This window comes from Pseudomonas monteilii NBRC 103158 = DSM 14164, assembly GCF_000730605.1.
In the GTDB taxonomy this organism is placed as follows: domain Bacteria; phylum Pseudomonadota; class Gammaproteobacteria; order Pseudomonadales; family Pseudomonadaceae; genus Aquipseudomonas; species Aquipseudomonas monteilii.
This window is the reverse complement of record NZ_BBIS01000048.1, coordinates 15,954-33,047: the sequence shown is the minus strand read 5'-3', so window position 1 is coordinate 33,047 and position 17,094 is coordinate 15,954. Positions and strand designations below refer to the sequence as shown.

Below are 17,094 nucleotides of genomic sequence, written 5' to 3'. Positions count from 1 at the left end.
TACCTGTAACTTAAAGCGGCAAACGCCCGGTCAGACCAATGCCTGACCGGGCGCTACCTGTAGAGGTGCTGAAAACCGCCGCGTAGAGAAGCGGTTTGCAGCCAGCTCACCCTTAGAGGGTACGAGCAACCTGGACTTTCTCGAAGACTTCGATCTTGTCGCCGACCTTGACGTCGTTGTAGCTCTTGACGCCAATACCGCACTCCATGCCGTTACGCACTTCGGAGGCATCGTCCTTGAAGCGACGCAGCGATTCCAGCTCGCCTTCGAAGATCACAACGTCTTCGCGCAGTACACGGATCGGACGGTTGCGGTACACGGTACCCTCGATGACCATACAGCCAGCGATGGCGCCGAACTTCGGCGAACGGAACACGTCACGTACTTCGGCAACGCCCAGGATGTTCTCGCGAACATCGCTGCCCAGCATACCGGTCAGGGCCTTCTTGACGTCTTCGATGATGTCGTAGATCACGTTGTAGTAACGCATATCCAGACCTTCCTGCTCGACGATCTTGCGCGCGCCGGCATCGGCACGCACGTTGAAGCCGAACAGTACTGCATTCGAAGCCAGCGCCAGGTTGGCGTCGCTTTCGGTGATACCACCGACGCCGCCACCAATCACGCGCACCTGAACTTCGTCGTTGCCCAGGCTGCCGAGCGAGCCCTGCAGTGCTTCCAGGGAACCACGCACGTCAGTCTTGAGGACGATGTTGAGGGTCTTCTTCTCTTCCTGACCCATGGTCTCGAAGATGTTTTCCAGCTTGCCGGCGTGAGCACGGGCCAGCTTGACCTCGCGGTACTTGCCTTGACGGAACAGGGCAACTTCGCGGGCTTTCTTCTCGTCGGCAACCACGGACAGCTCGTCACCGGCTTCCGGAGTACCGTCCAGGCCGAGGATTTCGACCGGGATCGACGGGCCGGCTTCCTTCACAGGCTTGCCGTTCTCGTCGAGCATGGCGCGCACGCGGCCATAGTTGGAACCGCACAGGACCATGTCGCCCTGACGCAGGGTACCGTCCTGAACCAGGATGGTCGCCACCGGGCCGCGGCCCTTGTCCAGGCGCGATTCAACGACCACGCCACGACCTGGAGCGGTCGGGGTAGCGGTCAGTTCGAGAATCTCGGCCTGCAGCAGGACGGCTTCGAGCAGCTCGTCGACACCGGTACCCATCTTCGCCGAAACCTTGACGAACGGCGTGTCACCACCCCAGTCCTCGGAGGTAACGCCTTCGACGGCCAGCTCGTTGCGGATGCGATCGAGATCGGCACCCGGCTTGTCGATCTTGTTCACTGCAACCACCAGCGGAACGCCAGCTGCCTTGGCATGCTGAACCGCTTCGCGGGTTTGCGGCATCACGCCGTCGTCCGCCGCCACCACCAGGATGACGATGTCGGTGGCCTTGGCACCACGGGCACGCATGGCGGTAAACGCGGCGTGGCCAGGGGTGTCGAGGAAGGTGACCATGCCACGGTCGGTTTCCACGTGGTACGCACCGATGTGCTGGGTAATACCACCGGCTTCGCCAGCAGCCACCTTGGCACGACGGATGTAGTCGAGCAGCGAGGTCTTACCGTGGTCAACGTGACCCATGACAGTAACGACCGGTGCACGCGACTCGGTCTGGCCTTCGAACTTGAGCGATTCGGCCAGGGAGTCTTCCAGTGCGGTATCGCTGACCAGGGTGACCTTGTGGCCCAGCTCTTCTGCGATCAGCTGAGCGGTTTCCTGGTCGAGCACCTGGTTGATGGTAACCGGGGTGCCCAGCTTGAACATGAACTTGACGACTTCAGCGCCCTTGACGGACATCTGGTTGGCCAGTTCAGAGACCGTGATGGTCTCGCCGATGGTCACATCACGGATGATGGGGCCAGTCGGGTTCTGGAAGCCATGCTGATTGCGCTTCTTCAGCTTGCTCTTGCCACCGCGGCCACGGCGTACGCCATCGCTTTCTTCATCGGTGGTGCGCGGTGCGGCACGTGGAGTCGGAGCCTTTTCCTTCTCCTTGACCTTGACCTTGATCGACACGCGCGGGGCTTCGCCACGACGCTCGCCGCCACGACGGTCTTCGTCACGGGTACGGCCTTCGTTGCGACGGGCTTCGTCCTTCTTGCGCTCGGCAGCACGGGCTGCGGCGTCTTCGGACGCCGGGGCGTCGGCGACTACCGGGGCCGGAGCAGCGGCAGGCGCAGGCTCAGGCTTGGCGGCTGGCGCAGGTGCGGATACAGCAGCTTCGGCGGCCTGACGGCGAGCCTGCTCTTCGTTGCGCTGGCGAACTTCGGCCTCGACCTTGTCGCGAGCGGCATTTTCAGCCGCGCGGCGCTCATCCAGCTCACGCTTCTGCTCAGCCTGAATTTCTTCAGGGCTGCGCTGCACGAATACTTTCTTCTTGCGTACTTCTACGCTGATGCTCTTGCTACCGGCGACACGCAGCGTACTGGTGGTTTTGCGCTGCAAGGTAATCTTGCGCGGCTCTTCCGCCTTGCTTTTGTGGCTGCTCTTCAAATGAGTCAGCAGGGTCTGCTTCTCATTGTCGGTCACTACCTGACCGGCGTCGGTGTGCGGCAGACCTGCCTCACGCATCTGCTGCAGCAGGCGCTCTACCGGTGCCTCGACCTCTTGGGCCAGTTCTTTCACCGTGACTTGCGTCATGCACTTCTCTCCTCAGGCCGCGCCTAATTACTCGAACCAATGGGCTCGGGCGGCCATGATCAACTTGCCGGCACGCTCTTCGTCGATGCCGTCGATGTCGAGCAGATCGTCGATCGACTGCTCGGCCAGGTCTTCGCGGTTAACCACGCCGCGCACCGCCAGTTCAGCCGCCAGGTCCTTGTCCATGCCCTCAAGGGAGAGCAAGTCTTCGGCCGGGTGGGCGTCTGCCAGTTTTTCTTCGGTAGCGATGGCCTTGGTCAACAAACGGTCCTTGGCTCGAGCGCGGAGCTCATTGACGATATCTTCGTCAAAGCCATCGATGTTGAGCATTTCTTCCAACGGTACGTAGGCAATTTCTTCGAGGCTGGTGAAGCCTTCGTCGACCAGCACTTGGGCCAGCTCCTCGTCGACTTCCAGCTCATCGATGAAATTGCGCAGGATGTCACCGGTTTCGGCCTGCTGCTTGGCCTGGATGTCCTTCTCGGTCATCACGTTCAGGGTCCAGCCGGTCAGCTGACTGGCCAGGCGAACGTTCTGACCACCACGGCCAATGGCCTGAGCCAGGTTATCCTCGGCGACGGCGATGTCCATGGCATGGGCATCTTCATCAACGATGATCGCCGCGACTTCAGCCGGCGACATGGCGTTGATGACAAACTGCGCCGGGTTATCGTCCCACAGGACGATATCCACACGCTCACCACCCAGCTCCCCGGATACGGCCTGGACGCGCGAACCACGCATGCCGATGCAGGCGCCTTGCGGGTCGATGCGCTTGTCCTTGGAGCGGACGGCGATCTTGGCTCGCGAACCCGGATCACGGGAAGCAGCCATGACTTCGATCAGGCCCTCGGCAATTTCCGGCACTTCAATGCGGAAAAGCTCGATCAGCATCTGCGGCGCGGTGCGCGACAGGATCAGCTGTGGGCCACGGTTTTCGGTGCGAATTTCCTTGAGCAGCGCACGCAGGCGCACACCAACACGGAAGGTTTCGCGCGGAATGATGTCTTCGCGGGCCAGCAGGGCCTCGGCGTTGTTGCCCAGGTCAACGATCACGTTGTCGCGGGTAACCTTTTTGACGGTGCCGGAGATGATCTCGCCCACGCGCTCACGGTAAGCATCGACCACCTGCGCACGCTCGGCCTCACGTACCTTCTGCACGATGACCTGCTTGGCGGTCTGGGCGGCGATACGACCGAACTCGATGGACTCGATCTTCTCCTCGATCACGTCACCGACCTTGGCTTCAGGGTGGGTGTCCTTGATCTTGTCCAGCCAGGTCTCGATTGCCGGATCATCAAGATCAGCTTCGTCGACCACGGTCCAGCGACGGAAAGTCTCGTAGCTACCGGTGTGGCGGTTGATTTCCACACGCAGGTCGACTTCGTCTTCAAAACGTTTTTTGGTTGCAGTGGCCAGGGCCACTTCCAGCGCTTCGAAAATGACGCCGGGCGGTACACCTTTTTCGTTGGATACCGATTCAACAACCAGCAGTACTTCTTTGCTCATCGTACGCCTCGCCTTGCGCAAGCCATTGGGCCCGGACAGTTCACCGGGCCCGGCACGTCTCAGTCAAAACTGGGAATAATATTGGCCTTGTCGATCGAGTCGATCGGCAACAGGAACTCCTGGTTGTCCACCTGGACCACCACATCCTGCTCCTCCACACCGCGGAGAAGGCCCTGGAAGTTACGACGACCCTCGAAGGGTGAGCGCAGCTTGATCTTCACTTGTTCGCCGGCATGCGAGGCAAACTGTTCCAGAGTGAACAGTGGGCGATCCATGCCTGGAGAAGACACCTCGAGGGTGTACTCACTGCTGATTGGATCTTCCACATCGAGGATTGCGCTGGCCTGACGGCTGACCGCTTCGCAGTCGTCCACCAGGATGCCACCTTCCTTGTCGATGTAGATGCGCAGTACCGAATGCTTACCCTGGGAAACGAACTCGATCCCCCAGCACTGATAGCCCAGACCCTCGACAACCGGGGCCAACAAGGCCTGCAACTGTTCTAGCTTGCTCGACACCTGAACCCCCTCGTGCATGCTGTGCAAATAAAAAATGGGCAAAGCGCCCATCCCTGAAAGCGCCGTTGGACAACGACGCCGAAAACTGTTCGGTTAGCAAAAAGCCCCTGAAAAGGGGCTCCGCTGAAGCTGGTTGCGGGGGCTGGATTTGAACCAACGACCTTCGGGTTATGAGCCCGACGAGCTACCAAGCTGCTCCACCCCGCGACAAAGCTGGGGCAAAAGTATAAGACCGAACCCTATTGAGGGTCAAATCAGAACCTTCACCTGCAAGAAAGCCCGCTAAAGCGGGCTCTCAAGCTTTAATTGGTACCGAGAAGGGGACTCGAACCCCTACACCCTATGGGCACAACCACCTCAAGGTTGCGTGTCTACCAATTCCACCACCTCGGCAATACTACTACTTGAAACCCGTTACTTCTGCTCTTGTGCCGGAGGAGGTACATCACCCGAGTTGCTGGTGGTTTCACTCTTCTGCTGCTGGAGCACCGGTACATCATCATTAACTGCCGGTTTTTGCGGCTCTTTCACTTCTAGCACTGCTGGATCTGGAAGACCTGCTTGGCTAAGCTGGTGAGCTTGTTGCTTCGCGAAGTATCCTAACCCAAGTGCTGTCAAAAAGAAAGTGGCAGCGAGTATAGCAGTTAATTTACTTAGGAACGTTGCAGAGCCCTGGCTTCCGAACACGGTGTTTGAGGCACCCGCGCCGAAAGATGCACCTGCTTCAGCACCCTTACCCTGTTGCAACAGAACCAGCACTACTAGCGACAGCGCTGCCAACAGATGAAAAACAACGATGACTGTTTCCAGCATTTGTTCAGTTTCCTGCGGCGCGACAAATTGCACCGAATTCGTCTGCGTTCAGGGAAGCCCCACCAATGAGACCCCCATCGATATCCGGCATGCCGAACAGTTCGGCCGCATTGGCCGCCTTCACGCTGCCGCCGTAGAGCAACTGCACCTTCGCAGCCACTTCAGCATCTTCTGCCGCCAGCTGGCCGCGGATGGCGGCATGCACATCCTGGGCCTGCTGAGGCGTGGCCGTCAGGCCAGTGCCGATGGCCCATACAGGCTCATAAGCAATTACTGCATTGGCAAAAGCCTTAACACCGAATGCTTCGATGATACTGCTTAGTTGACGCCCGACAACTTCAAGCGTCTTGCCAGCCTCGCGCTCTTCAAGGGTTTCCCCGATGCAAAGCACTGGCTTCAAACCTTTGGCCTGCGCTGCTGCAAACTTGCGATTGAGCACTTCGTCGGTTTCACCAATGATCTGGCGACGCTCCGAATGACCAATCAACACCAACTTGCAACCCGCTTCAACCAGCTGCTCGGGAGCAACTTCCCCGGTCAGCGCACCCTGTTCGGGTTGTACAGCAGAATTCTGTGCGCCAACAGTAATTTCTTTACCTGCCAGGCCATCAATCACTTGATTGATGAACAAGGCCGGCGGAAATACCGCGACTTCCACTCCGCTCGGCAAGGCGAGATTACTCAAGCCTTTGGTCAGCTCAGCGACGCTAGCGCGGGTACCGTGCATCTTCCAGTTACCAGCTACCATAGGGCGACGCATGCTTTACCTCGTCGGTCAAAGTGGGCGCAGATCTTACCCAACCAGATCTGCGCTGGCAAGCGCCTTCAGACACAAACTTCGCCGACCAGTTTGGCCAGCGCTTCAGCGTGCATCCGCACCTGGTTTTCGTCCTCGCCCTCGACCATGACCCGAACCAGCGGCTCGGTACCGGATTTGCGCAACAGCACACGGCCACGACCCGCCAACGCCTCGGTCACCTTGGCACTGGCTTCCTTGACAGCCGGGTGCTCCAGCGGGTCGACCTTGCTGGCGCCGAAGCGCACGTTGATCAGCACCTGTGGGCACTTGCGCAGGGCCTGGCGGGCCTGGGCAAGGGTTTCGCCACGGCGCTTGAGCGCCATCAGCACCTGCAGCGCGGCGATGATCGCATCACCGGTAGTGGTGTGGTTGCAGCACACGACGTGGCCGGAGTTTTCACCGCCGACCAGCCACTCACGCTCAAGCAGCTCGGCCATGACGTAACGGTCACCGACCTTGGCCCGCACGAACGGGATATCCAGGTCCTTCAGCGCCAGCTCCAGGCCCAGGTTGCTCATCAGCGTGCCCACTACCCCGCCCTGCAGCTTGCCGCGGTCGCGCAGATCCCGGGCGATGATGAACAGCAACTCGTCACCATCGACGATGGCGCCGGTGTGGTCGACCATCAACACGCGATCGCCGTCTCCGTCGAAGGCGATACCGAGGTCGGCATGCCCCACCAGCACGGCGGCCTGCAGCGATTCGATGTGCGTCGAGCCGCAACCTTCGTTGATGTTAAGGCCATCCGGCTGCGCATGCAGCACGGTCACGTCGGCACCCAACTCACGGAACACGCTCGGCGCAACCTTGTAGGTGGCACCGTGGGCGCAATCGACCACCAGCTTGAGGCCTTCAAAGCCAGTACCCGTGGGTACGCTGCTCTTGCAGAACTCGATATAACGGCCGGCAGCGTCGTTGATGCGCGAAACCTTGCCCAACTTGCCCGAGTCGACCACGGTCATCGGCTGGTCGAGCAGCTCTTCGATCATCAGCTCGACTTCGTCTGGCAGCTTGGTGCCCTGGCCCGAGAAGAACTTGATGCCGTTGTCTTCGTGCGGGTTGTGCGAGGCACTGATGACAATGCCAGCCTGGGCATGGAACGTGCGCGTCAGATAGGCGATGGCCGGCGTAGGCATTGGCCCCAGCAGCATGACGTCGGCACCTGCCGCGGCCAGACCGGCTTCGAGTGCAGACTCGAACATGTAGCCGGAGATACGCGTGTCCTTGCCCACCAGCACCCGGCAATGGCCTTGCTTGCGGAAGGCCATGCCGGCCGCCCAACCCAGCTTCAGCATGAAGTCAGGCGTGATCGGGTATTCGCCGACGCGGCCACGAATGCCGTCGGTACCAAAGTATTTTCTGCTCATAGGGACTCCAATGTTCTTATTCGGCGTGTTGTACCGCAGCAATCATGCGCACCACATCGACAGTTTCAGCCACGTCATGGACACGAAGGATGCTAGCCCCCTTGGTCATGGCCAACGCCGCCAGCGCAAGGCTGCCGTACAACCGCTCGCCGACCGGACGTTCCAGCGTCAGGCCGATCATGCTCTTTCGTGAAACGCCCACCAGCAGCGGGCGCCCAAGGCGATAGAGCGCTTCCATGTGCTTGAACAGGCTCAGGTTGTGCGCCAGTGTCTTGGCGAAACCAAAGCCCGGGTCAAGGATGATTCTGTTTGCGTCGATGCCCACCGCCGCACAGGCGGCCATCCGCTGCTCAAGATAACGCGTAACGTCAGCGGTCACATCATCGTAATGCGGGTCGTCCTGCATGTTACCCGGCTCGCCACGCATGTGCATGAGGCACACCGGCAGGCCGGTATCCGCCGCAGCGTCCAGAGCCCCATCGCGCTCCAGGGCGCGCACGTCATTGATGAGCCCGGCACCGAGACGGGCCGATTCACGGATGACGGCAGGTGTAGAAGTGTCGACCGAGATGACCACATCGAGGCGGCTATTGATTGCCTCGACCATCGGCGCGACACGCTCCAACTCCTCAGTGACCGATACCGCCCGCGCACCAGGGCGCGTGGACTCGCCACCGATGTCGATCAGCGTGGCGCCGGCGGCGACCATTGCCTCGGCATGGCGCAGAGCCTCGTCACGCTGACTGAAGCGTCCGCCATCGGAAAAGGAATCGGGGGTGATATTGAGAATACCCATGACATGGGTACGCGACAAATCAAGAACCCGGTTGCCGCAAGGCAACCGGGTCGGGTACTGCACTGAGCTCATAGATGCCCTTAGTGTTGAGCTGCTGGGCCGCCGATTGGCGATTCCGGACGGTCATTCTGGGCCGCAGGCGTACCCGAATCCTTGTCATCGTCCCAGTCACGCGGTTCGCGCGGCGTACGCCCAGCCATGATGTCGTCGATCTGATCGGCATCGATGGTCTCATACTTCATCAGCGCTTCGGTCATCGCTTCGAGCTTGTCGCGGTTGTCGACCAGCAGCTGCTTGGCTGTGGCGTAGCACTGATCGATGATGCTGCGCACCTCGGAGTCGATCAGCTTGGCAGTCTCGCCAGAAACACTGGCGTGCTGGCTGCCGGCGCTACGACCGAGGAACACCTCACCCTCTTCTTCTGCGTACATCAGCGGCCCGAGCTTCTCGGACAGGCCCCATTTGGTGACCATGTTACGCGCGATCTGGCTGGCACGCATGATGTCGTTGGACGCGCCGGTCGTGACGCCATCGAAGCCCAGCGTCATCTCTTCGGCGATACGGCCACCGTACAGCGAACAGATCTGGCTGATCAGCGCACGCTTGGACAGGCTGTAGCGGTCTTCTTCCGGCAGGAACATGGTCACACCCAGGGCGCGACCGCGCGGAATGATGGAAACCTTGTAGACCGGGTCGTGCTCAGGCACCAGGCGACCAACAATGGCGTGGCCAGCCTCGTGGTAGGCCGTGTTGCGCTTTTCTTTCTCGGACATGACCATGGTCTTGCGCTCGGCGCCCATCATGATCTTGTCCTTGGCCAGTTCGAACTCTTTCATCTCGACCAGGCGCTTGTTGGAGCGTGCGGCAAACAGCGAGGCTTCGTTGACCAGGTTGGCCAGGTCGGCGCCGGAGAAGCCAGGGGTACCACGGGCAATGACCGCCGGGTTGACGTTTTCGCCGACCGGCACTTTGCGCATATGTACCTTGAGGATCTGTTCGCGACCGCGGATGTCTGGCAGGCCTACCACCACCTGGCGGTCGAAACGGCCAGGACGAAGCAGCGCCGGGTCGAGTACGTCCGGTCGGTTGGTAGCAGCGATGACGATGATGCCATCGTTCATCTCGAAGCCGTCCATCTCTACCAGCAACTGGTTGAGGGTTTGTTCACGCTCGTCGTGACCGCCACCCATGCCGGCGCCACGGTGGCGACCCACAGCGTCGATCTCGTCGATGAAGATGATGCACGGGGCATGCTTCTTGGCTTGCTCGAACATGTCGCGCACACGGCTGGCACCGACACCTACGAACATTTCCACGAAGTCCGAACCGGAAATGGTGAAGAACGGTACTTTCGCTTCGCCGGCAATTGCCTTGGCCAGCAGGGTCTTACCGGTACCTGGCGGACCAACCATCAGCACACCGCGCGGGATGCGGCCACCCAGACGCTGGAATTTCCCCGGATCACGCAGGAACTCGACCAGCTCGCCAACCTCTTCCTTGGCCTCGTCGCAGCCGGCAACATCGGCCAGCGTAGTCTTGACCTGGTCTTCGGACAGCAGGCGCGCCTTGCTCTTGCCAAAGCTCATCGGCCCACCCTTGCCGCCCGCACCGCCTTGCATCTGGCGCATGAAGAACATGAACACGGCAATGATGACCAGGATCGGGAAGCTCGCCACCAGCAATTGCGTCCAGATGCTCTGCTGCTCAGGCTGCTTGCCTTCGATGATGACGTGGTTATCGACCAGGTCACCGATCAGACCATTGTCGGTAATGGCCGGGCGCACGGTCTTGAAGTTGTCGCCGTCGGCGCGCTTGCCGGTAATGATGTAGCCGTCGACGGTCACACGCTCGACCTTGCCATCCTTGACCTGCTGGATGAAGTCGGAGTAGTTGAGGGTCTGCGGCTCGTTAGGGCTGGAGAAGTTGTTCATCACTGTCACCAGGACAGCTGCGATGATCAACCACAGGATCAGATTCTTTGCCATGTCGTTCAATTCGCTACCCTCTGAGGCCGGCGCACGACGCAGCCGTGCCTCGCATGATATTCATCGCCCTAACTTACTACATTACCCACGCAGCCGCAGGCACCGTCTGTAACCCTTTGTGAAAGCTAGACTACACGAAGTTCGGACAATCCTGACGCGGTGGCCGATTGGAATTAACTATCGGCCACCCCGCTTGACACCTTTCACGCCCCTTTGAAGCCCCTGCCCAACAGGTATTGCTCACGGGAACGATCCCGCGACGACGACGGCTTGCGCATCTGCACCTTGTCGAACTTGCTGCGCACGTCCTTCAGGTACACGTCAAAACCTTCACCCTGGAAAATCTTGATCAGGAAGTCGCCGCCGGGCTTGAGCACGCGGGTCGCCAGATCGAGGGCCAGCTCGCAGAGGAACATGGCGCGCGGTATGTCCACCGCAGGCGTACCACTCATATTGGGGGCCATGTCGGAAATCACAAGGTCTACGTGCGAATCACCGACCGCTTCGAGAATGCGCTGTAGGACTTCGTCGTGGGTGAAATCGCCCTGGATGAAGGTCACATCGGCAATCGAGTCCATTTCCAGGATGTCGGACGCGATCAGCCGGCCCTGACCACCAATCAGACGACTGGTCACCTGTGACCAGCCTCCCGGGGCCGCACCGAGGTCGATTACGCTCATGCCTGGACGGATCAGGCGGTCCTTTTCCTGGATCTCAAGCAGTTTGTAGCTCGCACGCGAACGGTAGCCATCCTTCTGCGCCTGCTTCACAAAAGGATCGTTGAAATGCTCTCGCAGCCAGTTTGCGCTGCTTTTGGAACGTTGTACCACGGGGCACCTCGATGATATGCGTCGTGATTGACTGGGCGGAGCCGGTGGCCCTCGGGTAAAATGCCCGTCAATTTTACAGAATCAGACGGAAAGGGTCAGATTATGCCGCTCAATAACGAGCAGAAGAAGCAATACAAGTCCATTGGTCATGACCTGAAGCCGGTCCTGATCGTTGCTGGCAACGGTTTGAATGAAGGCGTCATCGCCGAACTGGAACGCGCGCTGGTCGACCATGAACTGATCAAGGTCGAGATTCGCTCGGAAGACCGCGAAGAACGCGCCGAAACCATTGCCGAGCTGTGCAAGGCTGGCCGTGCCGAGCTGGTGCAGACCATTGGCAAGAAAGCCCTGATCTACCGCAAGAATCCACAGCCGAACAAGCAGCTGTCCAACATCCACCGCTACAAGTAACGGTGGCTCCGGTCAGTGGCGCGGCGAACGCGCCCTGACCGGCACCGGCTGGGCCACCAGCACGATGCCGGAAAAGCCCAGTACCAAGAAGCAGAACATCTGCCAGCGCTCGCCCACGGAAATACCGTAGCGCAAGGTGTAGTACCCCACGCAGGCGCCGAAGCCGAGCAACAGCATCTGGCCACGGAACTGCCGCCACCAGGCCGCCAGGCCGTCCACCCTTGCCAGCACTGCCAGCTGGGTCAACAAGCCAAGCAACGCCACACCGATCAACCAGCGGTCGATCTGCCCGGCGATATCCTGCACCAGCAGCGGCGCCAGGCCACTGACTTTGAGCGCAGGCACCAGCCCCACGTGAAACACCCAAAGGCCACCAACCCAGAAAACCTGGGCCAGCTGCCAGAGGATCCCCTCGAGGGACGGCGCCCGCAGGCGCCGGTCAGATGTGCTTGACTTCGACAATCTCGTACTCGACCGTGCCACTAGGCGTCTTGACGACGACAATATCACCTTCTTCCTTGCCGATGATGGCACGGGCAATCGGCGCACCGGCCGAGAGCTTGCCCTTCTTGATGTCGGCTTCGTCCTCGCCAACGATCTGGTAGGTCACCTGGTCACCGGTCTCGGTGTTTTCCAGGTCTACGGTGGTACCGAAGATGACCTTGCCGGTGTGGGGGATGGTGGTCACGTCGATCACCACCGAGTTCTGTAGGCGGCCTTCGATATCGCGGATACGCGCTTCGACCATGCCCTGCTCTTCGCGGGCGGCATGGTATTCGGCGTTTTCCTTGAGGTCACCCAGTTCGCGCGCTTCGCCGATTGCCTGGCTCAGGCGCGGGCGCTCGGTCTTGCTCAGGAACAGGTGCTCCTCTTCCAGGGCGCGAGCGCCCTGGACGGTCATCGGGTACTTGGTAATGCTCATGCTTTCAGTCCTGCATGCAGATCTTGCAAGCGACGAACGGTCTTTTCCGGACCAAACTTCAGCGCTTCGCAGATGGCTTCACCGGCCGCAATGGTAGTGGTGCAGTAAATCTTGTGCTGCAGCGCATTGCGACGAATCGAGTAGGAATCGGCGATCGACTGACGGCCTTCGGTGGTGTTGATGATCAGCGACACTTCGTCGTTCTTGATCATGTCGACCACGTGCGGGCGACCTTCGGTCACCTTGTTCACACGGCGCACTTTCAGGCCAGCCGCTTCGATAACCTTGGCGGTGCCAGCAGTTGCAACCACTTCGAAGCCCAGGGCGATCAGGTCGCGAGCAACGCCAGCCACTTGTGGCTTGTCGTCGTCACGCACGCTGATGAACGCGGTACCGCCGGTCGGCAGCACTTCGCTGGCACCCATCTGGGCCTTGGCGAAGGCTTCACCGAAGCTGTCACCCACGCCCATGACTTCACCGGTCGATTTCATCTCAGGGCCGAGGATCGGGTCAACCCCTGGGAACTTGGCGAACGGGAAGACGGCTTCCTTGACGCTGTAGAAGTTCGGGATGATTTCCTGGGTGAAGCCCAGCTCTTTCAGGGTTTTGCCAGCCATCACGCGGGCGGCGATCATGGCCAGGGAAGTGCCGATGCACTTGGACACGAACGGCACGGTACGCGAGGCGCGCGGGTTGACTTCGATCACATAGATCTTGTCGCCTTGCAGGGCCAACTGCACGTTCATCAGGCCGACGACGCCCAGCTCCAGGGCCATTTTCTTGACCTGTACGCGAACTTCGTCCTGCACTTCCTTGCTCAGCGAGTAAGGTGGCAGCGAGCACGCCGAGTCACCGGAGTGAACGCCGGCCTGCTCGATGTGCTGCATGATTGCGCCGATCACCACATCGGTACCGTCGCACACGGCGTCCACGTCCATCTCGATGGCGCAGTTGAGGAAGTGGTCGAGCAGTACCGGGCTGTCGTTGGACACCTGTACGGCTTCACGCAGGTAGCGCTTGAGCTCGTCCAGTTCGTAGACGATTTCCATGGCGCGGCCACCCAGGACGTACGACGGGCGCACCACCAGCGGGTAACCGATGCTGCCAGCAGCGCTGATGGCTTCTTCTTCGCTGCGTACGGTGGCGTTTGGCGGCTGCAGCAGGTTCAGGCGCTGAACCATCTGCTGGAAGCGCTCACGGTCTTCGGCGCGGTCGATAGCGTCCGGGCTGGTACCAATGATCGGTACGCCGGCTTCTTCCAGGGCGCGGGCCAGTTTCAGCGGCGTCTGGCCGCCATAGTGCACGATCACGCCTTTCGGCTTCTCGACGCGGCAAACTTCCAGCACGTCTTCCAGGGTCAGCGGCTCGAAGTACAGGCGGTCGGAGGTGTCGTAGTCGGTGGAGACGGTTTCCGGGTTGCAGTTGACCATGATGGTCTCGTAACCGTCTTCACGCAGCGCCAGTGCGGCGTGTACGCAGCAGTAGTCGAACTCGATACCTTGACCGATACGGTTCGGGCCACCGCCCAGGATCATGATCTTGTCGCGGGTCGACGGGTTGGCCTCGCACTCTTCCTCGTAGGTGGAGTACAGGTAGGCGGTGTCGGTGGCGAACTCGGCGGCGCAGGTGTCGACGCGTTTGTAGACCGGGAACACTTCCAGCTTGTGGCGGTGACGGCGCAGGTTCTTGTCGGTGATGCCCAGCAGCTTGGCCAGACGCTGGTCCGAGAAGCCCTTGCGCTTGAGGCGCAGCATGTAGTCCTTGTCGATCGCCGACAGGGCCAGGGTCTTGACCTTCTCTTCTTCCTTGATCAGGTCTTCCATCTGCACCAGGAACCACAGGTCGATGCCGGTCAGCTCGAAGATTTCCTCGATGGTCATGCCGGAACGCATGGCGTCAGCCACGTACCAGATACGCTCGGCACCCGGCACAGTCAGCTCGCGCTTGAGGATGCCGGCAGCTTCCGGGCTGGCCAGGTCGACTTTCGGGTCGAGGCCGCAGGCACCGACTTCCAGGCCGCGCAGGGCTTTCTGCAGGGATTCCTGGAAGGTACGGCCGATGGCCATGACTTCACCCACAGACTTCATCTGGGTGGTCAGGCGGGCGTCGGCTTTCGGGAATTTCTCGAAGGCGAAGCGTGGCAGCTTGGTGACGACGTAGTCGATCGACGGCTCGAAGGACGCCGGGGTGCGGCCGCCGGTGATGTCGTTCTGCAGTTCGTCGAGGGTGTAACCAATGGCCAGCTTGGCAGCGATTTTGGCGATCGGGAAGCCGGTAGCCTTGGAGGCCAGTGCCGAGGAACGCGACACACGCGGGTTCATCTCGATCACGACCATGCGGCCGGTGTTCGGGCAGATACCGAACTGAACGTTGGAACCGCCGGTTTCAACACCGATTTCACGCAGCACCGCCAGCGAGGCGTTGCGCATGATCTGGTATTCCTTGTCGGTCAGGGTCTGTGCCGGAGCAACGGTGATCGAGTCACCGGTGTGCACGCCCATCGGGTCGAAGTTCTCGATCGAGCATACGATGATGCAGTTGTCCTTTTTGTCACGGACCACTTCCATCTCGTACTCTTTCCAGCCGATCAGCGATTCGTCGATCAGCAGCTCTTTGGTCGGCGACAGGTCCAGACCACGGGTGCAGATTTCTTCGAACTCTTCACGGTTGTAGGCGATACCACCCCCCGTACCGCCCATGGTGAACGACGGGCGGATGATGCATGGGAAACCGAGCTTCTCGAGGACCGCATTGGCCTCTTCCATGCTGTGGGCGATACCGGAGCGCGGGCACTCCAGGCCGATGTCCTTCATGGCCTTGTCGAAGCGCGAACGGTCTTCGGCCTTGTCGATGGTGTCGGCGTTGGCACCGATCATCTCTACGCCGAACTTCTCCAGAACGCCGTGGCGCTCCAGGTCCAGGGCGCAGTTCAGTGCGGTCTGGCCACCCATGGTCGGCAGGACGGCGTCTGGGCGCTCTTTCTCGATGATCTTGGCCACCGACTGCCATTTGATCGGCTCGATGTAGGTGGCGTCGGCCATGGCCGGGTCGGTCATGATGGTGGCTGGGTTGGAGTTCACCAGGATGACGCGGAAACCTTCCTCGCGCAGGGCTTTACAAGCCTGGGCGCCGGAGTAGTCGAATTCGCAGGCCTGGCCGATCACGATCGGGCCAGCGCCGAGAATCAGGATGCTTTTGATGTCTGTACGTTTTGGCATGGTTGTCACTCAAATCCGGGGTCAGTCGGCAAGCCGCTTTGAACAATCTGGGTCAGGCGCTTCCGGGCGCGGCGCGAGCCGGCCCGGGGCCTTGAAGCAGGATGCTCAGCGGCGCTTGGCCATGGCATCGGTGAAACGATCGAACAGTGGCGCGACGTCGGTCGGGCCTGGGCTCGCTTCAGGGTGGCCCTGGAAGCTGAACGCGCTCTTGTCAGTGCGCTCGATACCCTGCAGGGTGCCGTCGAACAGCGACTTGTGAATGGCGCGGACGTTGCCCGGCAGGGTGGCCTCGTCAACGGCAAAGCCGTGGTTCTGGCTGGTGATCATGACCACGCCGGTGTCCAGGTCCTGGACCGGGTGGTTGGCACCGTGGTGGCCGTGGCCCATTTTCACGGTCTTGGCGCCGGAAGCCAGGGCCAGCAACTGGTGGCCGAGGCAGATGCCGAATACCGGGATCTCGGTTTCGAGGATTTCCTTGATCGCCTGGATCGCGTAGTCGCAAGGCTCAGGGTCACCAGGGCCGTTGGACAGGAACACGCCATCCGGGTTGAGTGCCAGCACTTCGCTGGCCGGAGTCTGGGCCGGTACCACGGTCACGCGGCAGCCACGGGCCACCAGCATGCGCAGGATGTTCAGCTTGACGCCGTAGTCGAAGGCAACCACGTGGTACGGCAGGTCGGCCGCATCGATGGTCGGGTGGCTGTCGGTCTTCAGTTCCCACACGCTGGAGCGCCACTCGTAGCGTTCCTTGGTGGAAACGACCTTGGCCAGGTCCATGCCCTTCAGGCCCGGGAAGCCGCGGGCGGCGGCAATGGCGGCTTCTTCGCTGATGTTGTCACCGGCGAGGATGCAACCGTTCTGGGCGCCCTTTTCACGCAGGATTCGGGTCAGGCGACGGGTGTCGATGCCAGCGATGGCAACAACGTTGTTGGCCTTGAGGTACTCAGGCAGCGACTGGGTGTTACGCCAGTTGCTGGCCAGCAGCGGCAGGTCACGGATGACCAGGCCAGCGGACCAGACGCGGTTCGACTCGGCATCTTCCGGCGTGGTACCGGTGTTGCCGATGTGCGGGTAGGTCAGGGTAACGATTTGCTGCGCGTAGGAAGGGTCTGTAAGGATTTCCTGGTAGCCGGTCATAGCGGTGTTGAATACCACCTCACCAACGGTCTGACCGTCGGCACCGATAGCTTCACCGCGGAAAATACTGCCGTCGGCAAGGGCGAGTATGGCTGGCTTTGTCAAGAAGACCTCCCGTAAATCAAGCATGAAAGGG

At 60.6% G+C, this 17,094-nt stretch carries 14 protein-coding genes and 2 tRNA genes; 1 reads left to right on the top strand and 15 read right to left on the bottom strand.

Annotation, left to right across the window (positions count from 1 at the left end):
* Window positions 1-112: 112 nt before the first annotated feature.
* The 11 genes from infB to rlmE all read right to left on the bottom strand — a co-directional run bounded on the left by infB (window position 113) and on the right by rlmE (window position 11,270).
* A complete protein-coding gene (gene infB, locus PM2_RS22925; protein ID WP_016712082.1) occupies window positions 113-2,653 on the bottom strand; it encodes a translation initiation factor IF-2 in 2,541 nt (846 codons plus the stop codon).
* 27 nt (window positions 2,654-2,680) lie between these two features.
* Entirely contained in the window at window positions 2,681-4,162 is a 1,482-nt protein-coding gene (gene nusA, locus PM2_RS22920; protein WP_009685349.1) for a transcription termination factor NusA, read from the bottom strand.
* 59 nt (window positions 4,163-4,221) lie between these two features.
* A complete protein-coding gene (gene rimP, locus PM2_RS22915) occupies window positions 4,222-4,680 on the bottom strand; it encodes a ribosome maturation factor RimP (RefSeq protein ID WP_009685348.1) in 459 nt (152 codons plus the stop codon).
* 130 nt (window positions 4,681-4,810) lie between these two features.
* A tRNA-Met gene (locus tag PM2_RS22910) sits at window positions 4,811-4,887 on the bottom strand.
* Window positions 4,888-4,987: 100 nt separating this feature from the next.
* Window positions 4,988-5,073: transfer RNA gene (locus PM2_RS22905), tRNA-Leu, on the bottom strand.
* 21 nt (window positions 5,074-5,094) lie between these two features.
* The gene (gene secG / locus PM2_RS22900; protein ID WP_016712084.1) at window positions 5,095-5,493 is read right to left on the bottom strand and encodes a preprotein translocase subunit SecG; all 399 of its coding nucleotides are present in this window, start codon (window positions 5,491-5,493) and stop codon (window positions 5,095-5,097) included.
* Between the two features lie 4 nt (window positions 5,494-5,497).
* A complete protein-coding gene (gene tpiA, locus PM2_RS22895; protein WP_016712085.1) occupies window positions 5,498-6,253 on the bottom strand; it encodes a triose-phosphate isomerase in 756 nt (251 codons plus the stop codon).
* 65 nt (window positions 6,254-6,318) lie between these two features.
* Complete coding sequence (gene glmM / locus PM2_RS22890) at window positions 6,319-7,659, bottom strand: phosphoglucosamine mutase (RefSeq protein ID WP_016712086.1); 1,341 nt, start codon at window positions 7,657-7,659, stop codon at window positions 6,319-6,321.
* 16 nt (window positions 7,660-7,675) lie between these two features.
* Entirely contained in the window at window positions 7,676-8,527 is an 852-nt protein-coding gene (folP, locus tag PM2_RS22885) for a dihydropteroate synthase (protein WP_028699672.1), read from the bottom strand.
* 8 nt (window positions 8,528-8,535) lie between these two features.
* The gene (gene ftsH / locus PM2_RS22880; RefSeq protein ID WP_016712088.1) at window positions 8,536-10,440 is read right to left on the bottom strand and encodes an ATP-dependent zinc metalloprotease FtsH; all 1,905 of its coding nucleotides are present in this window, start codon (window positions 10,438-10,440) and stop codon (window positions 8,536-8,538) included.
* A gap of 203 nt (window positions 10,441-10,643) precedes the next feature.
* Window positions 10,644-11,270, bottom strand: a complete 627-nt coding sequence (gene rlmE / locus PM2_RS22875) for a 23S rRNA (uridine(2552)-2'-O)-methyltransferase RlmE (protein WP_012274251.1) — start codon at window positions 11,268-11,270, stop codon at window positions 10,644-10,646.
* A gap of 102 nt (window positions 11,271-11,372) precedes the next feature.
* On the opposite strand from rlmE, the gene yhbY reads away from it, so the two are divergent.
* Window positions 11,373-11,681: a ribosome assembly RNA-binding protein YhbY gene (gene yhbY, locus PM2_RS22870; protein WP_003249945.1), complete on the top strand. Its 309-nt coding sequence runs from the start codon at window positions 11,373-11,375 to the stop codon at window positions 11,679-11,681.
* A 12-nt stretch (window positions 11,682-11,693) separates the two neighbouring features.
* Here the strand turns inward: yhbY and PM2_RS22865 are convergent, their stop codons facing one another.
* From PM2_RS22865 to carA, 4 genes are all read right to left on the bottom strand, one after another.
* On the bottom strand, window positions 11,694-12,143 hold the full coding sequence (locus PM2_RS22865) for a hypothetical protein (protein ID WP_012053750.1): 450 nt from the start codon (window positions 12,141-12,143) through the stop codon (window positions 11,694-11,696).
* The gene (gene greA, locus PM2_RS22860) at window positions 12,121-12,603 is read right to left on the bottom strand and encodes a transcription elongation factor GreA (protein WP_016712090.1); all 483 of its coding nucleotides are present in this window, start codon (window positions 12,601-12,603) and stop codon (window positions 12,121-12,123) included. The genes PM2_RS22865 and greA overlap by 23 nt, the downstream gene beginning before the upstream one ends.
* On the bottom strand, window positions 12,600-15,821 hold the full coding sequence (gene carB / locus PM2_RS22855) for a carbamoyl-phosphate synthase large subunit (RefSeq protein ID WP_016712091.1): 3,222 nt from the start codon (window positions 15,819-15,821) through the stop codon (window positions 12,600-12,602). The genes greA and carB overlap by 4 nt, the downstream gene beginning before the upstream one ends.
* A gap of 105 nt (window positions 15,822-15,926) precedes the next feature.
* Window positions 15,927-17,063, bottom strand: coding sequence for a glutamine-hydrolyzing carbamoyl-phosphate synthase small subunit (gene carA, locus PM2_RS22850; protein ID WP_003249935.1), 1,137 nt, complete (start codon window positions 17,061-17,063; stop codon window positions 15,927-15,929).
* Window positions 17,064-17,094 lie beyond the last annotated feature (31 nt).